Source organism: Reichenbachiella sp., from assembly GCF_039941815.1.
Lineage (GTDB): Bacteria > Bacteroidota > Bacteroidia > Cytophagales > Cyclobacteriaceae > Reichenbachiella.
Genome location: NZ_JBDVDW010000050.1, coordinates 121393 through 141839 on the forward strand (window position 1 = coordinate 121393; position 20447 = coordinate 141839).

13 protein-coding genes are annotated in these 20447 nt (G+C 40.3%); 7 read left to right on the forward strand and 6 right to left on the reverse strand.

The genetic code is table 11. The features are described from left to right. Positions 1-8 precede the first annotated feature (8 nt). Positions 9-647: a tail fiber protein gene (locus ABJF11_RS11380; protein WP_348119976.1), complete on the forward strand. Its 639-nt coding sequence runs from the start codon at positions 9-11 to the stop codon at positions 645-647. Positions 648-735: 88 nt separating this feature from the next. On the opposite strand, the gene ABJF11_RS11385 is transcribed toward ABJF11_RS11380, so the two are convergent. The 4 genes from ABJF11_RS11385 to ABJF11_RS11400 form a co-directional block, all read right to left on the reverse strand. Continuing rightward, positions 736-2418, reverse strand: coding sequence for a cadherin repeat domain-containing protein (locus tag ABJF11_RS11385; protein WP_348119977.1), 1683 nt, complete (start codon positions 2416-2418; stop codon positions 736-738). Positions 2419-2557: 139 nt separating this feature from the next. Then, positions 2558-3301, reverse strand: a complete 744-nt coding sequence (locus ABJF11_RS11390) for a LytTR family DNA-binding domain-containing protein (protein ID WP_348119978.1) — start codon at positions 3299-3301, stop codon at positions 2558-2560. A gap of 24 nt (positions 3302-3325) precedes the next feature. Beyond that, complete coding sequence (locus tag ABJF11_RS11395) at positions 3326-5347, reverse strand: histidine kinase (protein WP_348119979.1); 2022 nt, start codon at positions 5345-5347, stop codon at positions 3326-3328. 38 nt (positions 5348-5385) lie between these two features. Next, positions 5386-8607: a caspase family protein gene (locus tag ABJF11_RS11400; RefSeq protein ID WP_348119980.1), complete on the reverse strand. Its 3222-nt coding sequence runs from the start codon at positions 8605-8607 to the stop codon at positions 5386-5388. Between the two features lie 230 nt (positions 8608-8837). Between ABJF11_RS11400 and ABJF11_RS11405 the strand changes: the two genes are divergently transcribed. Beyond that, positions 8838-11870 (forward strand): AsmA-like C-terminal region-containing protein, encoded by a 3033-nt coding sequence (locus ABJF11_RS11405; protein ID WP_348119981.1) that lies wholly within the window; start codon positions 8838-8840, stop codon positions 11868-11870. 13 nt (positions 11871-11883) lie between these two features. Here ABJF11_RS11405 and ABJF11_RS11410 read toward each other — a convergent pair whose 3' ends face one another. Further along, positions 11884-14667, reverse strand: coding sequence for a T9SS type A sorting domain-containing protein (locus ABJF11_RS11410; RefSeq protein ID WP_348119982.1), 2784 nt, complete (start codon positions 14665-14667; stop codon positions 11884-11886). Here ABJF11_RS11410 and ABJF11_RS11415 point away from each other — a divergent pair. From ABJF11_RS11415 to ABJF11_RS11425, 3 genes are all read left to right on the forward strand, one after another. Beyond that, entirely contained in the window at positions 14666-15139 is a 474-nt protein-coding gene (locus tag ABJF11_RS11415; RefSeq protein ID WP_348119983.1) for a hypothetical protein, read from the forward strand. The genes ABJF11_RS11410 and ABJF11_RS11415 overlap by 2 nt on opposite strands. 69 nt (positions 15140-15208) lie before the next feature. After that, positions 15209-16330, forward strand: coding sequence for an AraC family transcriptional regulator (locus ABJF11_RS11420; protein WP_348119984.1), 1122 nt, complete (start codon positions 15209-15211; stop codon positions 16328-16330). A gap of 71 nt (positions 16331-16401) precedes the next feature. Continuing rightward, positions 16402-16872 (forward strand): hypothetical protein, encoded by a 471-nt coding sequence (locus ABJF11_RS11425; RefSeq protein ID WP_348119985.1) that lies wholly within the window; start codon positions 16402-16404, stop codon positions 16870-16872. Between the two features lie 70 nt (positions 16873-16942). On the opposite strand, the gene ABJF11_RS11430 is transcribed toward ABJF11_RS11425, so the two are convergent. Continuing rightward, positions 16943-17584, reverse strand: a complete 642-nt coding sequence (locus tag ABJF11_RS11430) for a DUF2306 domain-containing protein (RefSeq protein WP_348119986.1) — start codon at positions 17582-17584, stop codon at positions 16943-16945. A 366-nt stretch (positions 17585-17950) separates the two neighbouring features. On the opposite strand from ABJF11_RS11430, the gene ABJF11_RS11435 reads away from it, so the two are divergent. Beyond that, the gene (locus ABJF11_RS11435; protein WP_348119987.1) at positions 17951-19072 is read left to right on the forward strand and encodes a hypothetical protein; all 1122 of its coding nucleotides are present in this window, start codon (positions 17951-17953) and stop codon (positions 19070-19072) included. 135 nt (positions 19073-19207) lie between these two features. Beyond that, positions 19208-20440 (forward strand): pyridoxal phosphate-dependent aminotransferase family protein, encoded by a 1233-nt coding sequence (locus tag ABJF11_RS11440; RefSeq protein WP_348119988.1) that lies wholly within the window; start codon positions 19208-19210, stop codon positions 20438-20440. Positions 20441-20447: the final 7 nt, after the last annotated feature.

Sequence of the window (20447 nt, forward strand, 5' to 3'; positions counted from 1 at the left end):
TCTACATTATGTCAACTTTCGTAGCAGAAATCAAATTATTCGCAGGAAATTTTATCCCAGAGGGATGGTTGGCCTGCCAGGGTCAAATTCTAGCCATGAGTCAATATCCTGCTTTAGCTTCGTTGCTGGGGTCGCAATATGGAGGCAATGGTACTACCACTTTTGGATTACCAGATTATAGCGGGAGGACACTCATAGGCGAAGGCAATGGAAAAGGGCTGAGTCCCAGGGTACTTGGGCAGCAAGGTGGTATAGAAACGGTAACACTACAAACCTCCGAGATTCCTGCGCACAATCATGTAATAAACAATACACCTGCTGTGCAAAACAACCTTACTGTAAGTGCGACCGGTGTAGTCAAATGTGCAAGTACGGCTGGCAATAGTGCCGATCCCAATAATGCCTTTTTGGCCAAAACTAAAGCGATCACAGGAGACAGCATTTATACTACAGATGCGAGTCAGGCCACTGCATCTATGAATCCGAAAGCAGTGGATATTAATGCTGCGTTGCAAGGAAATATAGCCGTTGAAGTAAGTAGTCAATGTGGACTCACCGGAGCGGGTCTTGCTCATGAAAACATGCAACCATGGGCATGCGCCAGCTATATTATCAACTGGGATGGTGTCTATCCCAATAGAACCTGACCTGGAGAATCCAATTATCAATGCCGTCTACAGACTAAAAAAGCCAGCTGGATTAGCTGGCTTTTTTGGATTATGAATCACACAACACTTATTTGTCGTCGTAGCGCATCATGGTTGTTTTGTTGATATTGTTGGCATCATCGCGGTAGACAACAAATGGAATCTCATTGTCTACCATCATTTCCAAATGATTTACGTTACCATCGGAGAATCCGACCGAGCCGAGAGGGGACCAATTGCTTCCATTATACTTCATGACGGTAGCTTTGCCGCTGCTAAAGCTATCTCGAAAAGCTACATGGATCTGGTCGTCTTTGATGGCCAGGCTTTGATACTGGGCGCTGCTCAATGAAAAAGCAGCCGTTCCTACGATTGACCAGCTACTATTTTTATACCTCATCACAGTAGTTTTTCCATTGTTGTCCTCGTCAGAAAATGCAACGTAAGGAACAGATCCATCAAATATTAGATCCACATAGCTGGCCACTGAACTAAAGCCAGCAGTTCCCACCACAGACCAATCAGTGGTCTCAAATTTTGCCACAGTAACCTTCGAACCGTTTCCTGCATCCTGATAGGCCACATATGGTATGTCATTATAGAATTTGAGTGAAACATAACTGGCTGCACCACTTGAAAAACCTGCTGTACCGACCAGCACCCAATCACTGCCATCAAATTTCATTACCGTGATCTTAGCTGACCTGCTCCAATCTTTGTAGGCCACATACGGCACATCGTCATTGAACACGAGACTCTGATACTCGGAGGTATAGGATACGGCATAACTCCTCTCTGCAAATCCTGCAGATCCTACCAGCTGCCAGCTGCCATTTTCAAATTTCATTACAGTAGTTTTTCTTCCGTTTACATCATCCCTGTAGGCGACATAAGGAATCCCATTGTTGAAGGTCAGACTTTGATGTGTAGCATATCCATCCGAAAATCCAGCTGTACCTACCACTTGCCATTCGTCGTCTTCATATTTCATCACCGTCGTTTTATTGTCATTTTCTTCGTCGCGATAGGCGACATATGGCACACCATCTAGTACAGCGATGCTTTGATAATGTGCTTTGCCTGCTGAGAAACCAGCGGTTCCGATTGTTTGCCAGCTCGATGATACATCTCTGAGTGCAATGGTGACATCTACTTCGACAGAAACATCACCCGCCTCTACAGAGATAGTAGCCGTGAGCTCTTCTCGGCTTTCAAAGTCAAACAACAGTTTGTCTTTTACAGTCACTTCACCTGTACTCGCATCAATCTCTAAAGCTCCGGCAGGCTCCTCTTCAGCTATCGAGAAAACGAAATCTCCTGCATTTGTGGTAGCTGAGATCGTACCTAGCTCTTGTTCATTGGTTGGATTTTCATCAATGGTCAGGCTTAGTTCCTCTGCTGATATACCAGCTACATTTACACTCAGGTTTACTGTCTTGCTCACATCACCATTCTCTACAGTCACTACCCCGGTGATAAGTTCATTGACGGTATATACAAAGAGAGAGGCATCTGCCACGCTCAATTGTCCTGAAGATTCGTCTATATCAAATGCTCCATCTATGCTTTCAGAGGTGATCGAAAAGGAAAGGGAGCCTAAATTGGTTTCTGCATCGATCGTGCCGATGACCTCGCCATCCGCGGGCGAATCGTTGACTGTGGCTGTAAAATCCTCGACCGTTACTTCCACTTGGTCTTCTACGTTCAATTCATCCTCACTGCATGAAACCCAAAGCAATATGGATATCAATAAATAAACCTGTGTTTTCATAATATAAGTCTTGAGTTAAAAATTTTAATCAAAACTATCTATCTGAAAACCCAGAATTCGAGTCGATGACTATTCGCAGCGATCCATTGACTATTCGTCGGGATTTTTTGAATTTTAGTTGAATTTGAAATCCAGAAACCTACAAGTTCTCTAATGCAGACATAAGGGCATCCTTTTTTCTAACAGCCACGGGCAAGGTACTACCGTCTTTCATGTAGACGATGCCGCCTTCCTTTTTTTCATATCTGTCAAAGTGCAAAAGGTTGATTAGGTGGGATTGATGCGCTCTGAAAAAGGACTGGCCTTCGAAAAGCTGATCAAATTCTTTGAGTGTTTTAGAAACCATAACCTTGCGACCATCGGCCAGGAAAAAGTGAGTATAGTTGGCTTCTGATTCACACCTGACAATGTCTTTGACTAATACCAGATAGACGGTCTCGGAGTCTTTGAGTATGACCTTTTGATCAGCGTCAGAGGATTGCTTATTCTGCACCAGGTTGGCTACTCTCAGGTTTTGCTCCTGCTTGTCAAACGAGAGAGCGGCTTTTTCTAAAGCAACTTTCAAGTCGTCTGGATCGACCGGCTTTAGTACATAATCAATCGCACTGTACTTAAAAGCTTTGATGGCATATTCATTGTGTCCAGTCACGAAAATCAATTTGAAATCTAGCTCACCGTACTTAGCCAGCAGGTCGAAACCTGTACCATCTCCCATCTCTACGTCCAATAGAACCAGGTCTGGTTTATGCTTCTTGAGGCATGTCAATCCAGTCTGTACACCATTGGCCTCTCCTACGACTTCTGCCCCAGGGGCATAGATAGAGAGGAGGATTTTTAGGTTTTCGCGCACCGTGGCGTCGTCATCAATTAATACTACACGCATGTATGTTTTCTTGAATCTTTAAATCTACCTGAAAGGAACTTTCAATTCAACTTTGGTGCCTCGAATTTCTTCATTTTCATCGATGATCTCCTTCATGACGAGCTGTATTTTTCTCTTCAAAGTTTTGTTGAAAATGGCCATACGCTCCTGAATAATGGCGGAAGATAGCGAGGTATGATTTTCTGACTGGCTATCTGTACTAGCCAATCCTCCGCCATTATCCTGTATTACAATGGATATATACTCCCCTTCTTTTTCAAACGTCAAATCGATCTGACCCTTTCCATCAGCGTTGACAATACCATGCTCAATGGCATTCTCTACAAAAGGTTGAACAAACATGGGGGGTATAGAATCTGACTCGGTATCAATCTCGTCAGCTACCGAAATGTGATAATCAAACCTATCACTCATTCTCATTTTATGAATATCCATATAGTTGGTCAGCATCTTGAGCTCATCCTCAAGTAGTATAAACTCTTTTCTGGAGTTTTCGAGCGTCTCACGCATGAGTTTGGCAAACTTTGACAGGTAGCTGGCTGCTATCTCAGGCTGATTCTTGAGCATAAAGTTTTGGACTGCCAGTAGGGCATTTGAAATAAAATGAGGGTTGAGCTGAGACCGGAGAAATCTCTGTTCTAGTTCCATCTGCATCTGGCTGACTCTAAGTGCCCGCTGTCTGAGAGTCAAATAAATACCCAGCGCCACTAATATGATCAGTACCACACCGACGACAATCGCTATATTCTTTTGCTTAATCTCTAGAGACTGGATGGTGGCACGCTGTGAAAGAGCAGAAATTTCAGCTTCCTTTTTTGCCGTTTCATATTTAGTTTGAATCTCAGCCAATTGTCTGGATTTTTGTACATCATAGATTTGATCTTTGAGCCTGGTAAATTCTAATCTTGCTTCATATGCTTGAGCATGATTTCCCAATTTGGCGTAGGCCATAGCCAAATCTTTATAAACGCTATAATATAATTCTACCTGGCCAGATTTTTTTCCTGCTTCTATGGCCAGCTCTGCATAGCTCACCACCTTTTCATAATCCTTCAGTTTTAGATATCCCGATACATTTCTCGTATACAGCGACGGCAAATACAGCTCATAACCTGACTGCCGAGCAAGGTCTATTATGTCATTATTTGTGTCCACTGATTTGGAATAATCTCCTGCCTGATTATATAGATATGATATCCCTTGCATAAGCAGAATCTCCCTGTTGCGATCCTTGATCAATCTATTGACAGCAATACCTTCTTCGAAATTCATTAGCCCTGCATCATACTGGCCGCTATCCGCCTTTAGATAGCCCAACCATTCCAGAATACTAATTTCTCTCTTTTGATCTCCTATACTTCTGGCTACTTCCAGCATAGCCTCGAAGTCTGAAATTTTAAGATTTTGTGGTTGATGATCATAATAGATAGTAGAAATGTTTAATTGAGCTGTAATCATGAGGGGCTTGTCATCAATACGCTCTGCTATATCCAAAGCTTTGAAATAGATGGCTAAGGCAGAATCAATCTGTCCTGCGTGCTGCTGCAGCGTACCCAACCCGACATAAATGGAGCCCATACTTAGACTGTCCTTTGCATCTATGGCCACAGATAAACCTTTGTTGAAATAAAAGCTGCTTGAATCAAAATTTCCAGCACTTTGAAAAAAGTTACCCAGCTTGCTCAGTACCTGTCCTACCTCGTTGTACAGATTGTTTTTTAATCCAATCGTAGCCGCTTCTCTATAATAAAAGATAGAACTGTCCAGGTCACCCGCACAATATTTAAGATCGCCGTAAGATTGAAAGGTTTTGAATTTCACCAGCTTAGAGTCAGCAAAAAATGGTGAGTGCGTCAATTGGTGATAGTACGCAAGCGCCAAACTGTCATTTTTACATACATTCGACTGCATCAATTGTAGAAGTACTTCTAGTTGTGCTCCGCCTTCTTCGGGTGTTAAATTCACTGCGTGTGTATGCATTCTAGCAGGTAATGCATGGGAAACGTATACCAGGGAGTACAATATCAGAAACAATAACTTATTCATTACGATTCTCTAGATGGTTTAGGGTTGGGCTCAATGCCTTATTCGATGACCACAGGAAAATCCTGTCCTCGAGAGTAAGTGACCGGATACTGCGGTTTGCCTTTGTATTGGCTCGAATACTCTGGCACCTGTGAATCAATATAGGCTTTGAGTTCATATATAGTAACCTTGCCATCCTTGGGTGCTCCATCAGCTTTGCCGCTGAGTGCTTCTAAAATCACATAGGTAAATAGCCCATGGCCAAGCTCGGCAAATTCAGTGGCAAACTGTTCACTACCTGAGGCCGCCAGTACATGCACCCCGGAGCTACGCGATAGTTGGGCCATCGCTTTTTCTTCGCTGGCTCCACGTACCGCGAGTAATTCTGTGGATCCACCAGACTGACACGCATCTAATACCACCAGCTGTTTTAATGCACTGATATTTGCAAATTTTTGCTGCAAAGTTGATGCATTCACAGCCTCATCGGTGAGTAAATCAAAATCATAAAGCCGGATATTCTCTGTCGGGATGAAATAGAAATTTCCCTCTACCATACTACCATGTCCGGCATAGTAAAAGAAGAATACATCCTGAGGTCTGGCGTCGACTGCAATATCATCCAAGGTAGAGAGGATGTTTTCTTTGGTGGCTTTCTCGTTAAAAAGTGAGTACACCTCTATTTTGTTGAAAAGCTTCTTTCCTTTGGTTTTGACCAGCTTCAAAAAGGCCTCAGCATCTTCTAAAGCATAATTGAGGTCCAGACTCGGGTTTTTGTACTTGTTGATCCCAATAGCCATGATATGACAAGTGATGTCTTCGTGGATACCATCCGCAAACAATTCCCTTCTTGCCAGCTCTGATTCGATTCTCTCCTGACTAAAGGCCGATATTGAAATTACGTTTTTACCAGGAACCAATTTCACAGGGTAATGATGAAATACTGATTTACCAGGCTTGGGCTTGGTCTGAACCATCCGGTCATGCCCCGGTAGACGTTTGCCATTATGCAGGAGCTTGACTTCATCCAATCCTCCACCTTCATCTGTGATTTTCACCATGACATCTATCTCTTTTTTGTTTAAATGCTCTCCTGCCGTCGGCGAAATTATCTCAACAGTGGGTGGTGGCGAATCGATTAACCTAGACTTAATGTTAATATTCTCATTGAGTTGCCCCCCCTCTTTCAGCGATTTTTGAAGAATTCCTGGCTGATAAAAGTCTTCAAAAAACTGATCAAGTGAATAGCTTTTTAGCCCACGTACGAAGAAAATATTTTGTTTGGCTTTTTCAGTAGCATCAAAATATCCATTGTTATTGGTCACCAGCCAATCACGGTTATGGAGTAGTATGTGCGAGATGATTTCTTCACCTGTTTTGGTATCCCATATTCTAGTCGTGCCATCCAGACTGTGGGTAATCAAATGCTTATCTAAGTGTATAAATTGAGCGCTTGTAATGGCGTCGGTATGGCCTTCAAATGTTCTCTGTAGTTCTCCTGTCTCAACATCCCATAATCTGGCGACCCTGTCGGAGCCAGCAGTGACTATCCATTTTCCGCCAGTATCAAAAGAGGCTGTGTAGATATGTCCAACATGGCCGATGAATTTCTGTACTGAAAGTCCGGATTTGATATCCCAAAGTTTGGCTCTCCCATCCCAGCTGGCAGTAAGCATTCGATCATCTCTAATTTGAAGCTCTGACACTATTGTAGTATGTCCGATAAATTGTTTAGCCGGTTCGCCGGTATCCAACTCCAACAGCTTCAGCTCCTTTCCCAAGGTGCCTACCATCAAATACAAGTCGTTTTGTGCAAACGATAGCGAGTAAGGCGAATTCTGCTCCATACGATAGACTTTGATCTCTTTGCCCGTGCTGATCTCCCATAGTCTGGCTGTACCATCCCAGCTTCCTGAGACCAGGTACTTTCCATTCTGGCTAGTGGCCAGCTCAAATATCAACTCACGGTGACCCGTAAATGCCTTAACCTCATCTCCTGTAGCCACGTCCCACATTTTGATCGTCTTGTCACCTCCTGCGGTAAAAAGGAATTTGCCATCTCTGGAAAATTCACAGCTTATGACTCCACTCTCGTGCCCTTCAAATACACGTACCACTCGCCCTTTGTCCAAATCCCACAATTGAACGGATGGCCCCATGGCCTTCACAACCGTTTTTTCATCTGGCGAAATTTCAATACGCTCTCTGAAGCTCACATACCTACTGATGTTGTACTGCCAATAGGACTCTGGGTCTAGCCCCAATCCATTATCCACCGCTTGATTCAAATAACCTTTTAGAGTTTTTGATATACTTCCGTCCTGGATATTCCAAATTCTGGTAATTCGATCGTTGGTAGCCGTAGCTATATACTTACCATCTGGACTGATGACCGAAGAATTGATTTTGGTGTTTTCTATTGGGGTTTTCCTTATCAATTTTCCCGCTTTGCTGTACAGCTTTAATGTGTCTTCGTTAGATACATAAACATAATTGCCTTTCATCCCAATGGCATTATAGTCGTCCTCCTCGCCCCCATATTCTTTTATAATCTTGCCTGTTTTATAATTCCATAAGGTAACTGCTCCGTGACGGCTGGCAGAAAGTAGTTCGGATGAGTTGTCGCCAAGCTGAATAAAACTTGCGCATCCACCGCAAGAGCTTGGACTGATATTACGGAGTGTATCTTCGGCTATCGACGTAGTCACATCATAGATTATTATTTTTCCATCGTCGTTTCCCGTTATTATTTTCTTATCATCTTTTGTAAAAAGTACTTGTACGCCGACGCCTATTCCGGTTGCGGGATTTCCCTTATACTCGGCAAGTTTTTTGCCTGAGGCAACATCCCAGCGAAAGACCGTACGATCCCACCCACCGGAGACCAGTTGTGAGCCGTCAGCATTAAAATCAAGTGAAGAAACTCTCTTGGAATGGCCTTCAATTTTAGTTCTTATTTTTCCAGTAGATACTTCCCAAATAATGATGGTATTGTCTGAAGATCCGCTGGCAATCCATTTGCCGGTAGGGTCAAAGGTGATGATGTTTACTGGATCCAAATGTCCCAAAAAGGTTCGGATTTCCCTGCCAGTTGATACTTGCCAAAGTTTAATGCTATTGTCTCTGCTTCCAGTGGCTACAAAATTGCCATCAGGACTGTAGTCTACAGTTCTAACAGCTGCTCGGTGTCCTCGTTGTATGACGGTTTCTAACGGGTATTCCTGAGCGTTGCTAGTTAGAACAAAAAGCAATAGGGTAGCTGATGTGAATAATTTTTTCAAGGGTGGGGACTTTAAAATTTCGGATAAATATACTACGTCTTAGAAGAACTTTGTATCGTAGAACGGACGCTGAAAGATTTCTCTACGACTCGTATAAATTCAATCAAATATATGCAGGTCATATAATGATATTATTATCAATTTCAAATAAGTCTGTAAATACCATCCAATTGTTATAATTTTAGATTGAGAACTAAGTTAAATAGGTTATTTAAGCAAACAATTGTAGTATGGCTAAAAGGATCAAGTGGTTTTTAATTTTCATAATCAAGATGGTTTTGGTATTCGTCCTGATCATTTCACTAACACTTGGTATTCTACTTAATATTGTTTTCACACCTGAGAAGATTACTCCGTGGGCAGAACAGGCAGTAAACAATGAAATCGATGGCGATTTCTCCGCTTCAAGTATAGAATTGACCTTTTATTCAACCTTTCCAAATTTATCAGTAGAAATTCAAGACGGTTTGATTGTGGTGAACCACTTAACCGACAGTATTAGCAATCGTTCAGCATTGGATTCTCTGGTTTCTTTTGAGACTTGTGATATCTCCATCAATCCCCTTTCATTTCTGCAAAAAAACAAGGTAGATGTCAATCATGTCATACTCGAAAAACCAGTAATCAACGCGTATATCAACGCTGAAGGGAAACCAAACTGGGATTTCATGAAAACAACGACTCCGTCAGACACTACCTTATCCGCTGCCGATACTGATACCACTGCCATCAACTATGAAATAGGCCAGGTGAGAATATTAAACGGTGATGTTTTATACCTGGATGATAGTGTTTCTTATATGGCTAAGGTTAGTGGTTTGAATTTAAATCTGAGTGCTTTTATTGGTGTTGAGTTAGCAGAACTTGTTATAGAATCAAGCATAGCAAAATTCCGATTTGAGGAGTCAAAAGAGATTCTTGCAGATGATCTTAGTCTAAAAATGAATACAAAACTTGAATATAATTTTTTGACCTCTAGATTGAATTTTGATACCACAACAATGAGTATCAATGAAAATCAGCTTGAAGCTCTAGGTTATATTCAGCAGGACACTTCTGGAATAATTGACATGGATTTAGATCTCAATTTGGATGTGCCATCTATCAACAATGTCATAGCATTGATTCCACATAAATACATCGAACTTGAGAATAAATTTACTGCTAAAGGGAGTCTATTATTGTCTACTAAATTGGTGGGCCAATATGGAAACGAAGTGATGCCAACCATGGCCATAAATCTAAAATTAAAAAATGGAGGACTCGAATATCCTGACCTGCCAAACAAAATTGACCATTTAGAAGTTGATCTTAAGTCATTTTTAGACCCTACTTTAAATAGAAAATCACACATAAATATTAATAAAATCGAGGTAAAGAGCAAAGGTGTTGCTCTGCAGTTGAGTGGAACAGCAAAAGATGCACTAGGCCATGCACAATTGTCGCTTACTGCTGCGGGAAACATTATTTTCGGTGAAATAAAAAACACCATCCCTCTTGAGAACATCTCTCTAGACGGGGAGGCCAATTTCGACTTGAAAAGTGAGTTTGCTTTAGATGATATCAAGAATAACGACTATGGTAAAATAGCCGCATTGGGTAAAATTGGTTTGGACAATATCCACTTCACATACAAATCTGACAGTCTTGTGTTTGAATCAAAAAGATCAGTTTTAATACTAGGGCATGAACAAATCGATACTTTAGTTGATAACAACCAATCAAGAGAATTTGAAGGTAATTTTCGCTTTTCTCGACTTAAGTTTAGCGTAACCAATCAAATTAAAGCTGAAGTTAGAAAATTGTTTGTGACTGTCAAAACCAACCCTTGGCAAGACTCAACACAAATAGCTGATGTGATATCTAGTCTTCGCTTTAGAGATGCAACACTAAATCTATCTGATACGACTAACGTCAGTGCAGCATATGCTAGTGGTAAAATTGCTTTGAGTCCGTCTAAAAAAAACAAATCCATTCCAGCTATCCACTCAACCTTCAAATTCGATTCTATAAAGGCAATCTCTGGTAAGAACACTCTGTCATTAAAGAAGGGTAAATATAGTTTTGATATGGTCAGAAAAAGAGATGATGAGTGGCCAACAACTGGTTATTTGACATTTAGCAGTCTTTTTATCTATACGCCTTCGTTTCCTAAAACAATTCGATTTGCAAGAACGAGATTTGACCTAAAACCCCAAATCCTGACACTAACTAATGCAAGAGTAAGAATTGGGAAATCAAACATGACATTGTCGGGAAGAGTCTTTAACCTTCAAGAAACAATATTCAAAGGGAAAGCACTGCGTGCAAAATTAGATGTCACATCCACCAATCTTGACATTAATCAATTAATCGGAATAATGAATAAAGGTGCGATCAATGATCAAGAATTAGCAGCGAGCAATGAACAAACTGATACTCTATCGGTAGATGATGAAGAAAGCAGCGAGCTAGAGTCCTTTGTCATTCCTAAAGGAATTGATTTTACCCTTAAGAGCAAATTTGATAATGTCAAGTTTGGTGACCTTATGTTCAATGATGTAAAAGGAACAATGCTAATCAAAAATCAGAGTATAATTCTCAGAAAAATTAATATGAAAACCAAAGCGGTAGATATACTTACTTCCGTAAAATACAATGCAAAGAATAAAAAATTGGCCAAAGCCGAATTCAAGATTAATCTTACTGACATAGATGTAGCCAACTTGGTGGAGGTAATGCCATTTTTGGATACCTTATATCCTATGGCTCGATCGTTTGAAGGGCAAGTGAATTTTGCCATTCAAGGCAGATCAAGGCTAAACAATCGGTTGGAAATCATAGAGCCTTCACTAAAGGCTATTGCAAGGATACAAGGACAAAATTTAGTATTACTAGATGGGGAAACCTTTTCATATATCTCAAAGACACTGATGTTCAAAAATAAGGACAGAAATCTAATTGATAGCGCCTCATTTGAAATGATGATAGAAGATGGAGTTATGACTCTTTTTCCATCAATTGTAAATGTAGATAGATATAAAATTGCGATTGGTGGTATACATAATCTTGATCTTACCTATGATTATCACATATCCGTACTAAAATCTCCAGCACCATTCAAAGCAGGGATTGACATTTTTGGAGACTCGGAAGATTATGATTACAAAGTCACTAAAGCAAAATATAAATATCTGTTTTCAGATAAGGAGCGCCATCAGAACAAAGCGGATACTACCATTCTCAACAAAAAAAACGAGATCATGAAAAAGCTTCAATTCTAGCCGTCAAGCCAAATTATGACTTAACAAATTCGAAGGTCGATCCATTAACTCTTATTAGGTAAATACCAGATTCAAGATCATGAACTGGTAAAGCCACTTTATCCCCTCGTTTAATCAATGATCGAGTTATTATTTTTCTACCCTGCATATTATATACGCTTACTTCTTTTGGCAATTGTTGCTGAGGCTGAAGCGATTCTATATATAGAAACTCACTGCCTTCGGAAGGATTAGGGTAAATGAGTAAATCTTGTGATTCTGTATCAATTGATAGCACTGTGATTGTCAATTCTTGTTCTGATTCCGCTTCCAAATAGTCACAATTCCCCTCCTGCACTGCCGTAATAGTCACACTGCCCTCTGACACAACAGTTGCCGTAGTCCCATTGATTGATACAATATCAGGATCGCTACTGGTGAAAATCACATCAAGCCCTGAATCACTACTCGCCACCAATTCGAAGGATTCAGATCCTACAAATTTATTCCCAATGTCCTCAAAAGTAATTTGCTGTGATTGAATTTCTCCAGCCTCGATTTTCCAGATCCCGCGGCCAAATGTAGCAGCAAACAGCTTACCAGTTTCATCTTGCATTTCTAGTTCTCTTACCACCACATTTGGCAGTCCTTCTCCCAAATAATTCCAGGTAGTTTGGCCTTCGTTACGCGAGTACACACCGATGTCGGTACCTATAAACACCCTTCCGCTGCAGCTATTTTGGCTCAGAATGCAATTAACTGGCAGGTCAGGAAGACCTTCAGATACGCTGGTCCAGTTTTTTCCGCTATCGGTAGATTTATACACTTTCTCACCTATTTCATAATTGGAGAAGGTAGCCCAAATAGTGCTGGCATCATTGTGCGCAAAGGTCGCATCCGTCAGCGTATAAAAAGGTAAACCTACTGTGATATCGGACCATTTGTCACCGTCATCGGTGGTTAGATATAACGAACCGTCGGAGGAGGCTAATAGGTGATCTGTGTTAGTAGGGTGCTGTTTGAGAATGCTTATGTTTCCTCCTGTTTGAAAATTGCTAATCTTTGATAGGGTTTCTCCTTGATCCGTGGATTTCCAAACATTTTCAAAACCAAAATACATCGTTTTATTATCATCTGGGTGCATGATATAGGGTGTAATCCAGCCCCCGCTTTCATCATCAGAATTTATGACATCCAAATCTATATTCTCGCCATCGTCTGTATATCTAAGTATACCGCCGTTCTGATAAGAGGAGTACATGATTGTCGGATCTGTGTGATCAATGATGGCTTCCATACCATCGGCTCCATATATCTGATACCATTGATTATTTTTCCTTAAATAGGCTCCATTATCCTGTAGTCCTCCGATCACAATATTTTCATCTGTAGGATGAGTACTAATTCTATAGAATTGGCCAATATTTAATCCAGGGCTAAGGTCGGTAAAGGTATCCCCTCCATCTGCAGATACAAATACACCCCCGTCACAGCCCGCATATAGCTTACCATTTGCAATATCCAGTGTATGATTGTCTGCGTGTACATATGGGTACTCTTCAGTATCCCAAATCCAATAGTTCTGGATTTCCCACGTGACCCCTGAATCTATAGACTTCCAAATATGGACTCCACTAGCATAGAGGATATCTTCATCGTCCGGGTCTACTGCTATAGCCAGATCATACCATCCTTGCCCATCATCTGCGTCCGAACCATCCGTTTCATATCCGAAAATATTGGGTGTATTAGATTGCATGCTCATAGTGGATAGCTGATCTTCTGACTTAAACAATCCGCCGAACGTGGCGTCATCGTCCGAAACCAAAACATATAGGGCATCTAAATTATCTTCCGTTACTCCAAGGGCTTTTCTACCCAGCGTGGTGTCTAAAGATTCGAAGGTAAAAAGCGCCGATGACCACGTAGCACCGCCATCTGTTGATTTATAAAGTGTCAGTTCATTCTCTGAATCCTCATATCTCGCCGCTGCATAAACAATATCATCATCTCCCGGATGAAAAACCAAATCTGAAATGGTAACAGTCATCACCTCCGTCCAGGTATCTCCTCCGTCAGTGCTTCTATGTACGCCATCTCCTGCTACAATCATGAGGTCAGGGTTAGTAGGACTTACCTCAAACTTAAAGAACACATTATAGGCCGACTCCTCATAACTGAAATTGGTGGTGCTCCATGTTTTTCCACCATCTATAGATTTGATAAGACCGACACTTGGCGTATCACTGCCATAGGCATCTCCAGTCAACACGATTACTTCATCTGAGTCCGCAGGGTTCACATAAATATCGGTAGCTCCCAATACAGCCAATTGATCAGTTGTGGTGGACCAGGTTGCACCGCTATCTTCGCTCTTCCAAACCCCTCCACCTGAGGTGCCAATGTAAATTATGTCCGGGTCGTTTGGGTCTACCGTGATACAGTTGATTCTACCATTACCTGGACTATACCCGTTGGAAGCGACTTGCCAATCATATGGCCCAATTGCTTCCCAGCTCTCAGTATTCGTTCGAGCAGATTTGGTGAATTTCTCTTGAAGCAATTTATACTCTGAAATCCTCATGGTATAATGACCACTCGAAGACAACTGCCCATCTACCAGTCGGGGGAGAACTCTATCTTCCCACCGCTTAAATTTTTTAAAATCTGAATTGCGTCGACCTGTTCGATCCCAATAAGAATAGAATGCCTCTCTGATTTTTACAAAATCTCTTTCTCCCTCCGAAATTAATCGAAGATGATCTTGACTATTTGCATCCGAAATGACTACAATTGTTAAAACAACTGCTAAAATCATGCGGAAATTAACGTTTAAACTTGACATGGGGATGATGCGATTTGTCGTTTGTTCGATATTGATGGCTGGCTGTACTACATTAAAAATACAATCTTTTGGAGACATAAGTGTAAGCACACTCCCAGAAGATGAAAGAATCGCATTCAAGATTCAAAATATTTCGGAGAATGAGGTGGTTTTCCCCTCGTTGAGCAATTTCTATCTCGAAATGCTGAATTCAGAAGAGTGGAAAAGGATCCCTTATACACCTTGCCCGTGTGGCGTGCCTTGTGCCAGACCCATTCCTCGAAAGTTAAAGCCAAATGAGCAAACTACTATCTATTGGAATTATCTCTCCAGAAAGTGTAAGGGAAGAGAGGCTATTGAGGAAACATTGACAAAAGGACAATTCAGATTAAGAGTCAATTATCAGGTAAGGGAGGAAAACAAAATTTCTAAATCTGAAAAAATCTGGGTTGAGTTCAAGCGGTGATCCAACAATAGATTTCGTTATCAAACCCAATAGTATAAATTTTTAACTACGATCAGCATGTATTTTTAAATGGACTCCTTTTCCGCCCTAGACATTCTTTTATTTCTTGGTATCACTCAAGGTTTGTTTTTAGCAGGCACAATCCTACTTACTCAAAACAAAAATAAGGAAGCTAATCGAGCGCTGGCAATTGCCCTTATTTTGGCGTCCATCATGCTATTTGGACGAGTAGTAGCTTCTAGGATTACAGAGGAATGGGTATGGCGAGTTGGCACTTTTGCTGATACATCTGTATTGCTTTTCGCTCCACTCCTCTATTTGTACGTTCGTCGCTTGACATACAGTGAAAAACCAGTGTTTAGACTTTCCATATATCATTATCTCCCAGCGATAATTCATGTACTCTACTTTACATGGACTCTTTCGAAGAATACAGAGGAAATTTATGAACTGTACCGATCAGGAACTCTCCCATATATATTCATGACCGTCGAAACCATTGGGTTAATATCGTTCTATTTCTATTGGATCAAATCTGTTCTGCTTTTGAGAACTTTCGAAAAACTGGAAGCCTATCATCTGTCTTATAAGCAAAACGTAAAAAGATATTTGATTATAGTATTATCCACCCTGCTTGTTCTTATACTATTTTGGTCATTCAGCTTTACTGGTTATTATATCTTGGAAAAGCCATTTGACCACATCAATTATGATACAATGTGGATATGTACCCCGGTATTCATTTATTTAATAGGATATTTCAGCATTATTCAACCGGAGGTCTTTCGAATGCCACTCTTAGCGAAAAAGCTATCAGAACGTGATCGATTGTCTAAGGAGGAGATAAAACACTTACAAGAGAGACTAAATTACTATATCAATGAAGAAGAATTATTTCTTCAAAAAAACCTTACACTCAAAAGTCTATCTGATGCCATTGGCACTTCATCCAACAATCTATCTTGGCTACTAAACCAAGTTTATAATACATCCTTCTATGATTACATAAATCAGAAAAGAATAGAAGAATTCCAGAAAAAAATAAAAGCAGACAAGCACCTCTCTCACACGCTCTTTGGGCTAGCAATTGAAGTTGGTTTTAGTTCCAAATCAACCTTTAATAAGGCCTTCAAGACTGTTACGAATCAAACACCAAAGGACTACATCAGAAATTTGGATAAAAAGGTTTGATTGTACCCAATAGGTCGATTGCAAATAGTTGGTAATCTATGTTTGGCCTTTCTAAACAAACCTTAAAACATATGAATACGGCAAAATTTGTCTTGATAATTTTCCTAGCTAGTACTTTTGTCAGTTGTGGCAACGAGGACGGAGAATCGGATCCAGTAAAAGAAGAAACAGAAGATATTTCCTTAGAAGAAAAGTATTCTGGCACATGGTCCTCTACTCTTCCTAACAAAGTGTATGACAAAATTGCAGTTTCTTTTATTCTTACTCCTGACGAAGATTCTAACACCTGGACAGGTGAATTCTTTTTTACCGCCGGCTATACTGCATGCTGCGATGGAGGTAAAAACAATGGAACACTAGAACTTGTAATAGAAGACAATGTGATTACAAGCTTCGAATACGATGACACTGTACCTGGCTGTGGTGGAACATTTACCGGTAGCGGTGTAGTAGATGGAGACATACTAGATATCGATTTTACCGGTTCAGATTGTGAAGGAGAGCATACACAAGGTAAAATGCAACTTACCAAAAGGGAGTAACCAGGCTTCCAATCTGGTATAACAATTGATTTGGGAATTAGTCATCCAAGATTGTGGCTAACTCCCATTGTTAATTGCTTTTTGATAAGGATATATTGGTATTGCGACTACTCTTTCCATTTAAGATAATAAGCTCTGCAACAATCAAATTTGGCACCCAACATAGCCAAGAAACAATTAAGTAAGACGAAATAAAATCAAGCCCAAACCCTATTTGCAAGGTAGGCAACCAAATCCTTAAGGTGACAGCTGCCCAACAAAGAGCATAACTCCTAATCATCCACTGCTGATGAGCTGTGATCTCTCCCTTCTTGACAGTGATAAATGCCATGAACGTAGTAATGACCCACAAGACAGCCATAATTCCAAATCCAAAACTTGCAATAAGCCCTCCCGTAGCATAGAAAGATAGATACAAACCAGCTGTTCCGCTTAGAAGAACGGAAATCACGTATATCTTCCCAAGAACCTTATGAATGTTTATATTCCTAACCCTCAGTTTTCTGCTAAACTGTGTCCAACCTGTGAGCATAGTCATTGCACCAAAACCAATATGCTGATAGAAAAACCAGAACCAAACTTCATTCTGTAGAAGATCTTCAGACTTGCTTCCAAGCAGTCCCTGCTTCATATCTATTAAAAAATAGACCACAGGGTATACTCCGATCAGCAGAGAAAAAACACCGAATAGTACCCAACCAAGCTTTTTCATATCAGTATGCAATAATGATAGTATCTCTAGAATGTATCCCTCAGTTAGATAGCATTTCTAAAGATTTATTACAGGAACTGAAAAAAAATCAAAAAGTACTTGGGTGGTACGACGGATATTATTGTCGTAATATAAATGTAGGTAAAAGTTCTTCTATTGACTTCTCTGAATAATTCAATAATTAATTCTCTGAATGCAATAAGGATCTTTACATCTTGCGCTAGTATTTAAAATTTGAATCGCTATTCTATCCATTTAATTGAGGATTTACTAGCACAAATTTTCAATTTTAAATATGAATACATAGCCAATAAATATATCTTTGCGCATTATTTTATATAGTGCTCAGCAACTCGATTAAGTTGAATGATTGAAGTAGTAAAAGTTCAGGATAAGAAGGAATTGAAAAGGTTCATAGATTTCCCTCATGCCTTGTATTCGCATGATACAAATTACGTGCCTGAATTATTTATTGCCCAAAAAGACCTTTTGGACAAGAAAAATCATCCTTTCTTTCAACATTCAGAAGCGGACTTTTTTCTAGCCTACAAAGGCAATGAAATAGTTGGTAGAATTGCTGCGATAAAAAATAATAATTACCTGAGATTTACCGGAGATCAAACCGGTAAGTTTGGTTTTTTTGATGTGATTGAAGATTACAAGGTAGCAGAAAAGCTACTAGATACAGTTTCAACATGGCAAAAAGACAGAGGGCTTCTCAAGTTAGCCGGACCTGAGAACTATTCCACCAATGAGACATGTGGAACTCTAGTCGAGGGATTCAATTCCTCTCCTACCATTATGATGCCCTATAACAAACCGTATTATGGGGAGTTTTTGGAGAGGTATGGATTCGAAAAAGATATGGATTTGCTCTCCTATATTATCTATACTAAAGATGTACCTGACAAGCTCATTAGTCTATCTGATAAGATTCTTGAAAGGCTGAATACCAAGGGTATAACTATAAGAAAAATAAATATGAGCAACTTCTCCGAAGAGATTGATAAGATCATAGAGATCTACAACTCAGCTTGGGAGAAAAACTGGGGATTTGTCCCAATGACCGATGAGGAGTTTAGGCATGCGGCCAAAGATATGAAACAGATCGTGGATCCTGATTTCATTCTCATCGCAGAGCACGATGATAAGCCGATTGGGTTTTCTTTGAGCATTCCGGATATGAATGTTCCGCTCAAAAAATTGAAAAAAGGCAGATTGCTGCCATTTGGCCTTTTTAAGCTCCTATATTATAAAAGGAAAATCGATAGAGTACGTGTTGTAACTCTGGGGTTAGTCGAAGGATATAGGAAACTGGGAATTGATGCCTATTTTTATATGAAGGCATTTGATGAGGCAAAAAGAAAGGGAATGTTGTATGGCGAGGCATCATGGATTTTAGAAAATAATCTGATGATGAATAAAGCCATTGAAAATATCAATGGCGAAGTTTATAAAAAACACAGATTGTTTAAAAAAGCAATCTAACAAAAGAAAAAAGGGACTAATTGAATTCTAAAGAAGATAAATTGGTATTTTGCTTGTTTGAGGAATTAAATTCTTCAATAATAGCTAAATGGACGGTATAAGGCACCAATAAATTCTTTACAAAACCGATAATTGATGAGTATTCTACAAGAACGTTTGGCGAAGTACACTGTAGCTAAGGAGGCAAGAGATCAAGGACTATACCCTTATTTTAGGGAAATAGGATCTAATCAGGACACAGAGGTCATTATCAATGGCAACAGAGTTCTGATGTTCGGCTCTAATAGCTATCTGGGTTTAACAAATCATCCTAAAGTAAAGGAAGCTGCTAAATTGGCGGTAGATAAATATGGCACTGGTTGTGCAGGCTCCAGGTTTCTCAACGGCACCTTGGACCTACACGTTCAACTTGAAGAAAAACTCGCCGAATATTTCAACAAGGATGCCGCACTTGTGTTTAGCACTGGTTTTCAATCCAACCTGGGAACCATTTCTTGCCTTTCTGGCCGAAATGACTATATACTCATTGATGAATTAGATCACGCGTCAATTATTGACGGAACGAGATTGTCCTTCTCCAAGGTGATTAAATTTAAGCACAACGACATGGAGTCGCTGGAAAAACAGCTCAGCAAACTACCCAACGATGCCATAAAAATGATCGTTGTTGATGGGATTTTCAGCATGGAAGGAGATATCGTAAAACTTCCCCAAATCGTTGAACTTTCAAAAAAATATGGAGGAACTATCATTGTAGATGATGCTCATTCGGTAGGAGTCATTGGCAAACAAGGTTCTGGAACGGCCTCACATTTTGGACTTGAAGACGACGTCGATTTCATTGTTGGTACTTTCAGTAAGTCTTTGGCCTCACTCGGTGGGTTTGTCGCAGCTGATCATACCGCTATAGATTACTTGAAGCATAACGCCAGAGCACTAATGTTTAGCGCTAGTATACCTCCCGCATCTGCAGCCAGTGCGCTTGCAGCACTCGAGATTATCAAAAGCGAACCAGAAAGAATTGCAAAACTCTGGGACAATACGAATTATACTATCAAGTGTCTCAAGGAAAATGAATTTGACATTGGTGATGCAGAATCTCCAATAGTTCCAATCTATGTAAGAGACAATACAAAAACATTTCAGGTAACTCAGATGCTCTTCAATGAAGGTATTTTCGTAAACCCTGTGATTTCTCCAGCAGTTCCGAGTAATTCTTCATTGCTTCGATTCTCACTGATGGCGACTCATTCACATGAGCAAATAGACATGGCTATCGACAAGTTCATCAAAGCAAGAAAAATGATTGGCTTTGGAGAGCCACAAGAAATTTTTGAAGAAGCGGCCCTTCTTTCCAACAAAGCATAATTATGGA

Excerpts from the sequence above, each read along its gene's own strand:
- ABJF11_RS11405 (WP_348119981.1), top strand. The coding sequence starts at position 8,838 with ATGGCTAAAAGGATCAAGTGGTTTTTAATTTTCATAATCAAGATGGTT.
- ABJF11_RS11385 (WP_348119977.1), bottom strand. The coding sequence starts at position 2,418 with ATGAAAACACAGGTTTATTTATTGATATCCATATTGCTTTGGGTTTCA.
- ABJF11_RS11380 (WP_348119976.1), top strand. The coding sequence starts at position 9 with ATGTCAACTTTCGTAGCAGAAATCAAATTATTCGCAGGAAATTTTATC.
- ABJF11_RS11440 (WP_348119988.1), top strand. The coding sequence starts at position 19,208 with ATGAGTATTCTACAAGAACGTTTGGCGAAGTACACTGTAGCTAAGGAG.
- ABJF11_RS11420 (WP_348119984.1), top strand. The coding sequence starts at position 15,209 with ATGGACTCCTTTTCCGCCCTAGACATTCTTTTATTTCTTGGTATCACT.
- ABJF11_RS11430 (WP_348119986.1), bottom strand. The coding sequence starts at position 17,584 with ATGAAAAAGCTTGGTTGGGTACTATTCGGTGTTTTTTCTCTGCTGATC.
- ABJF11_RS11395 (WP_348119979.1), bottom strand. The coding sequence starts at position 5,347 with ATGAATAAGTTATTGTTTCTGATATTGTACTCCCTGGTATACGTTTCC.
- ABJF11_RS11390 (WP_348119978.1), bottom strand. The coding sequence starts at position 3,301 with ATGCGTGTAGTATTAATTGATGACGACGCCACGGTGCGCGAAAACCTA.
- ABJF11_RS11435 (WP_348119987.1), top strand. The coding sequence starts at position 17,951 with ATGATTGAAGTAGTAAAAGTTCAGGATAAGAAGGAATTGAAAAGGTTC.
- ABJF11_RS11425 (WP_348119985.1), top strand. The coding sequence starts at position 16,402 with ATGAATACGGCAAAATTTGTCTTGATAATTTTCCTAGCTAGTACTTTT.
- ABJF11_RS11415 (WP_348119983.1), top strand. The coding sequence starts at position 14,666 with ATGCGGAAATTAACGTTTAAACTTGACATGGGGATGATGCGATTTGTC.
- ABJF11_RS11410 (WP_348119982.1), bottom strand. The coding sequence starts at position 14,667 with ATGATTTTAGCAGTTGTTTTAACAATTGTAGTCATTTCGGATGCAAAT.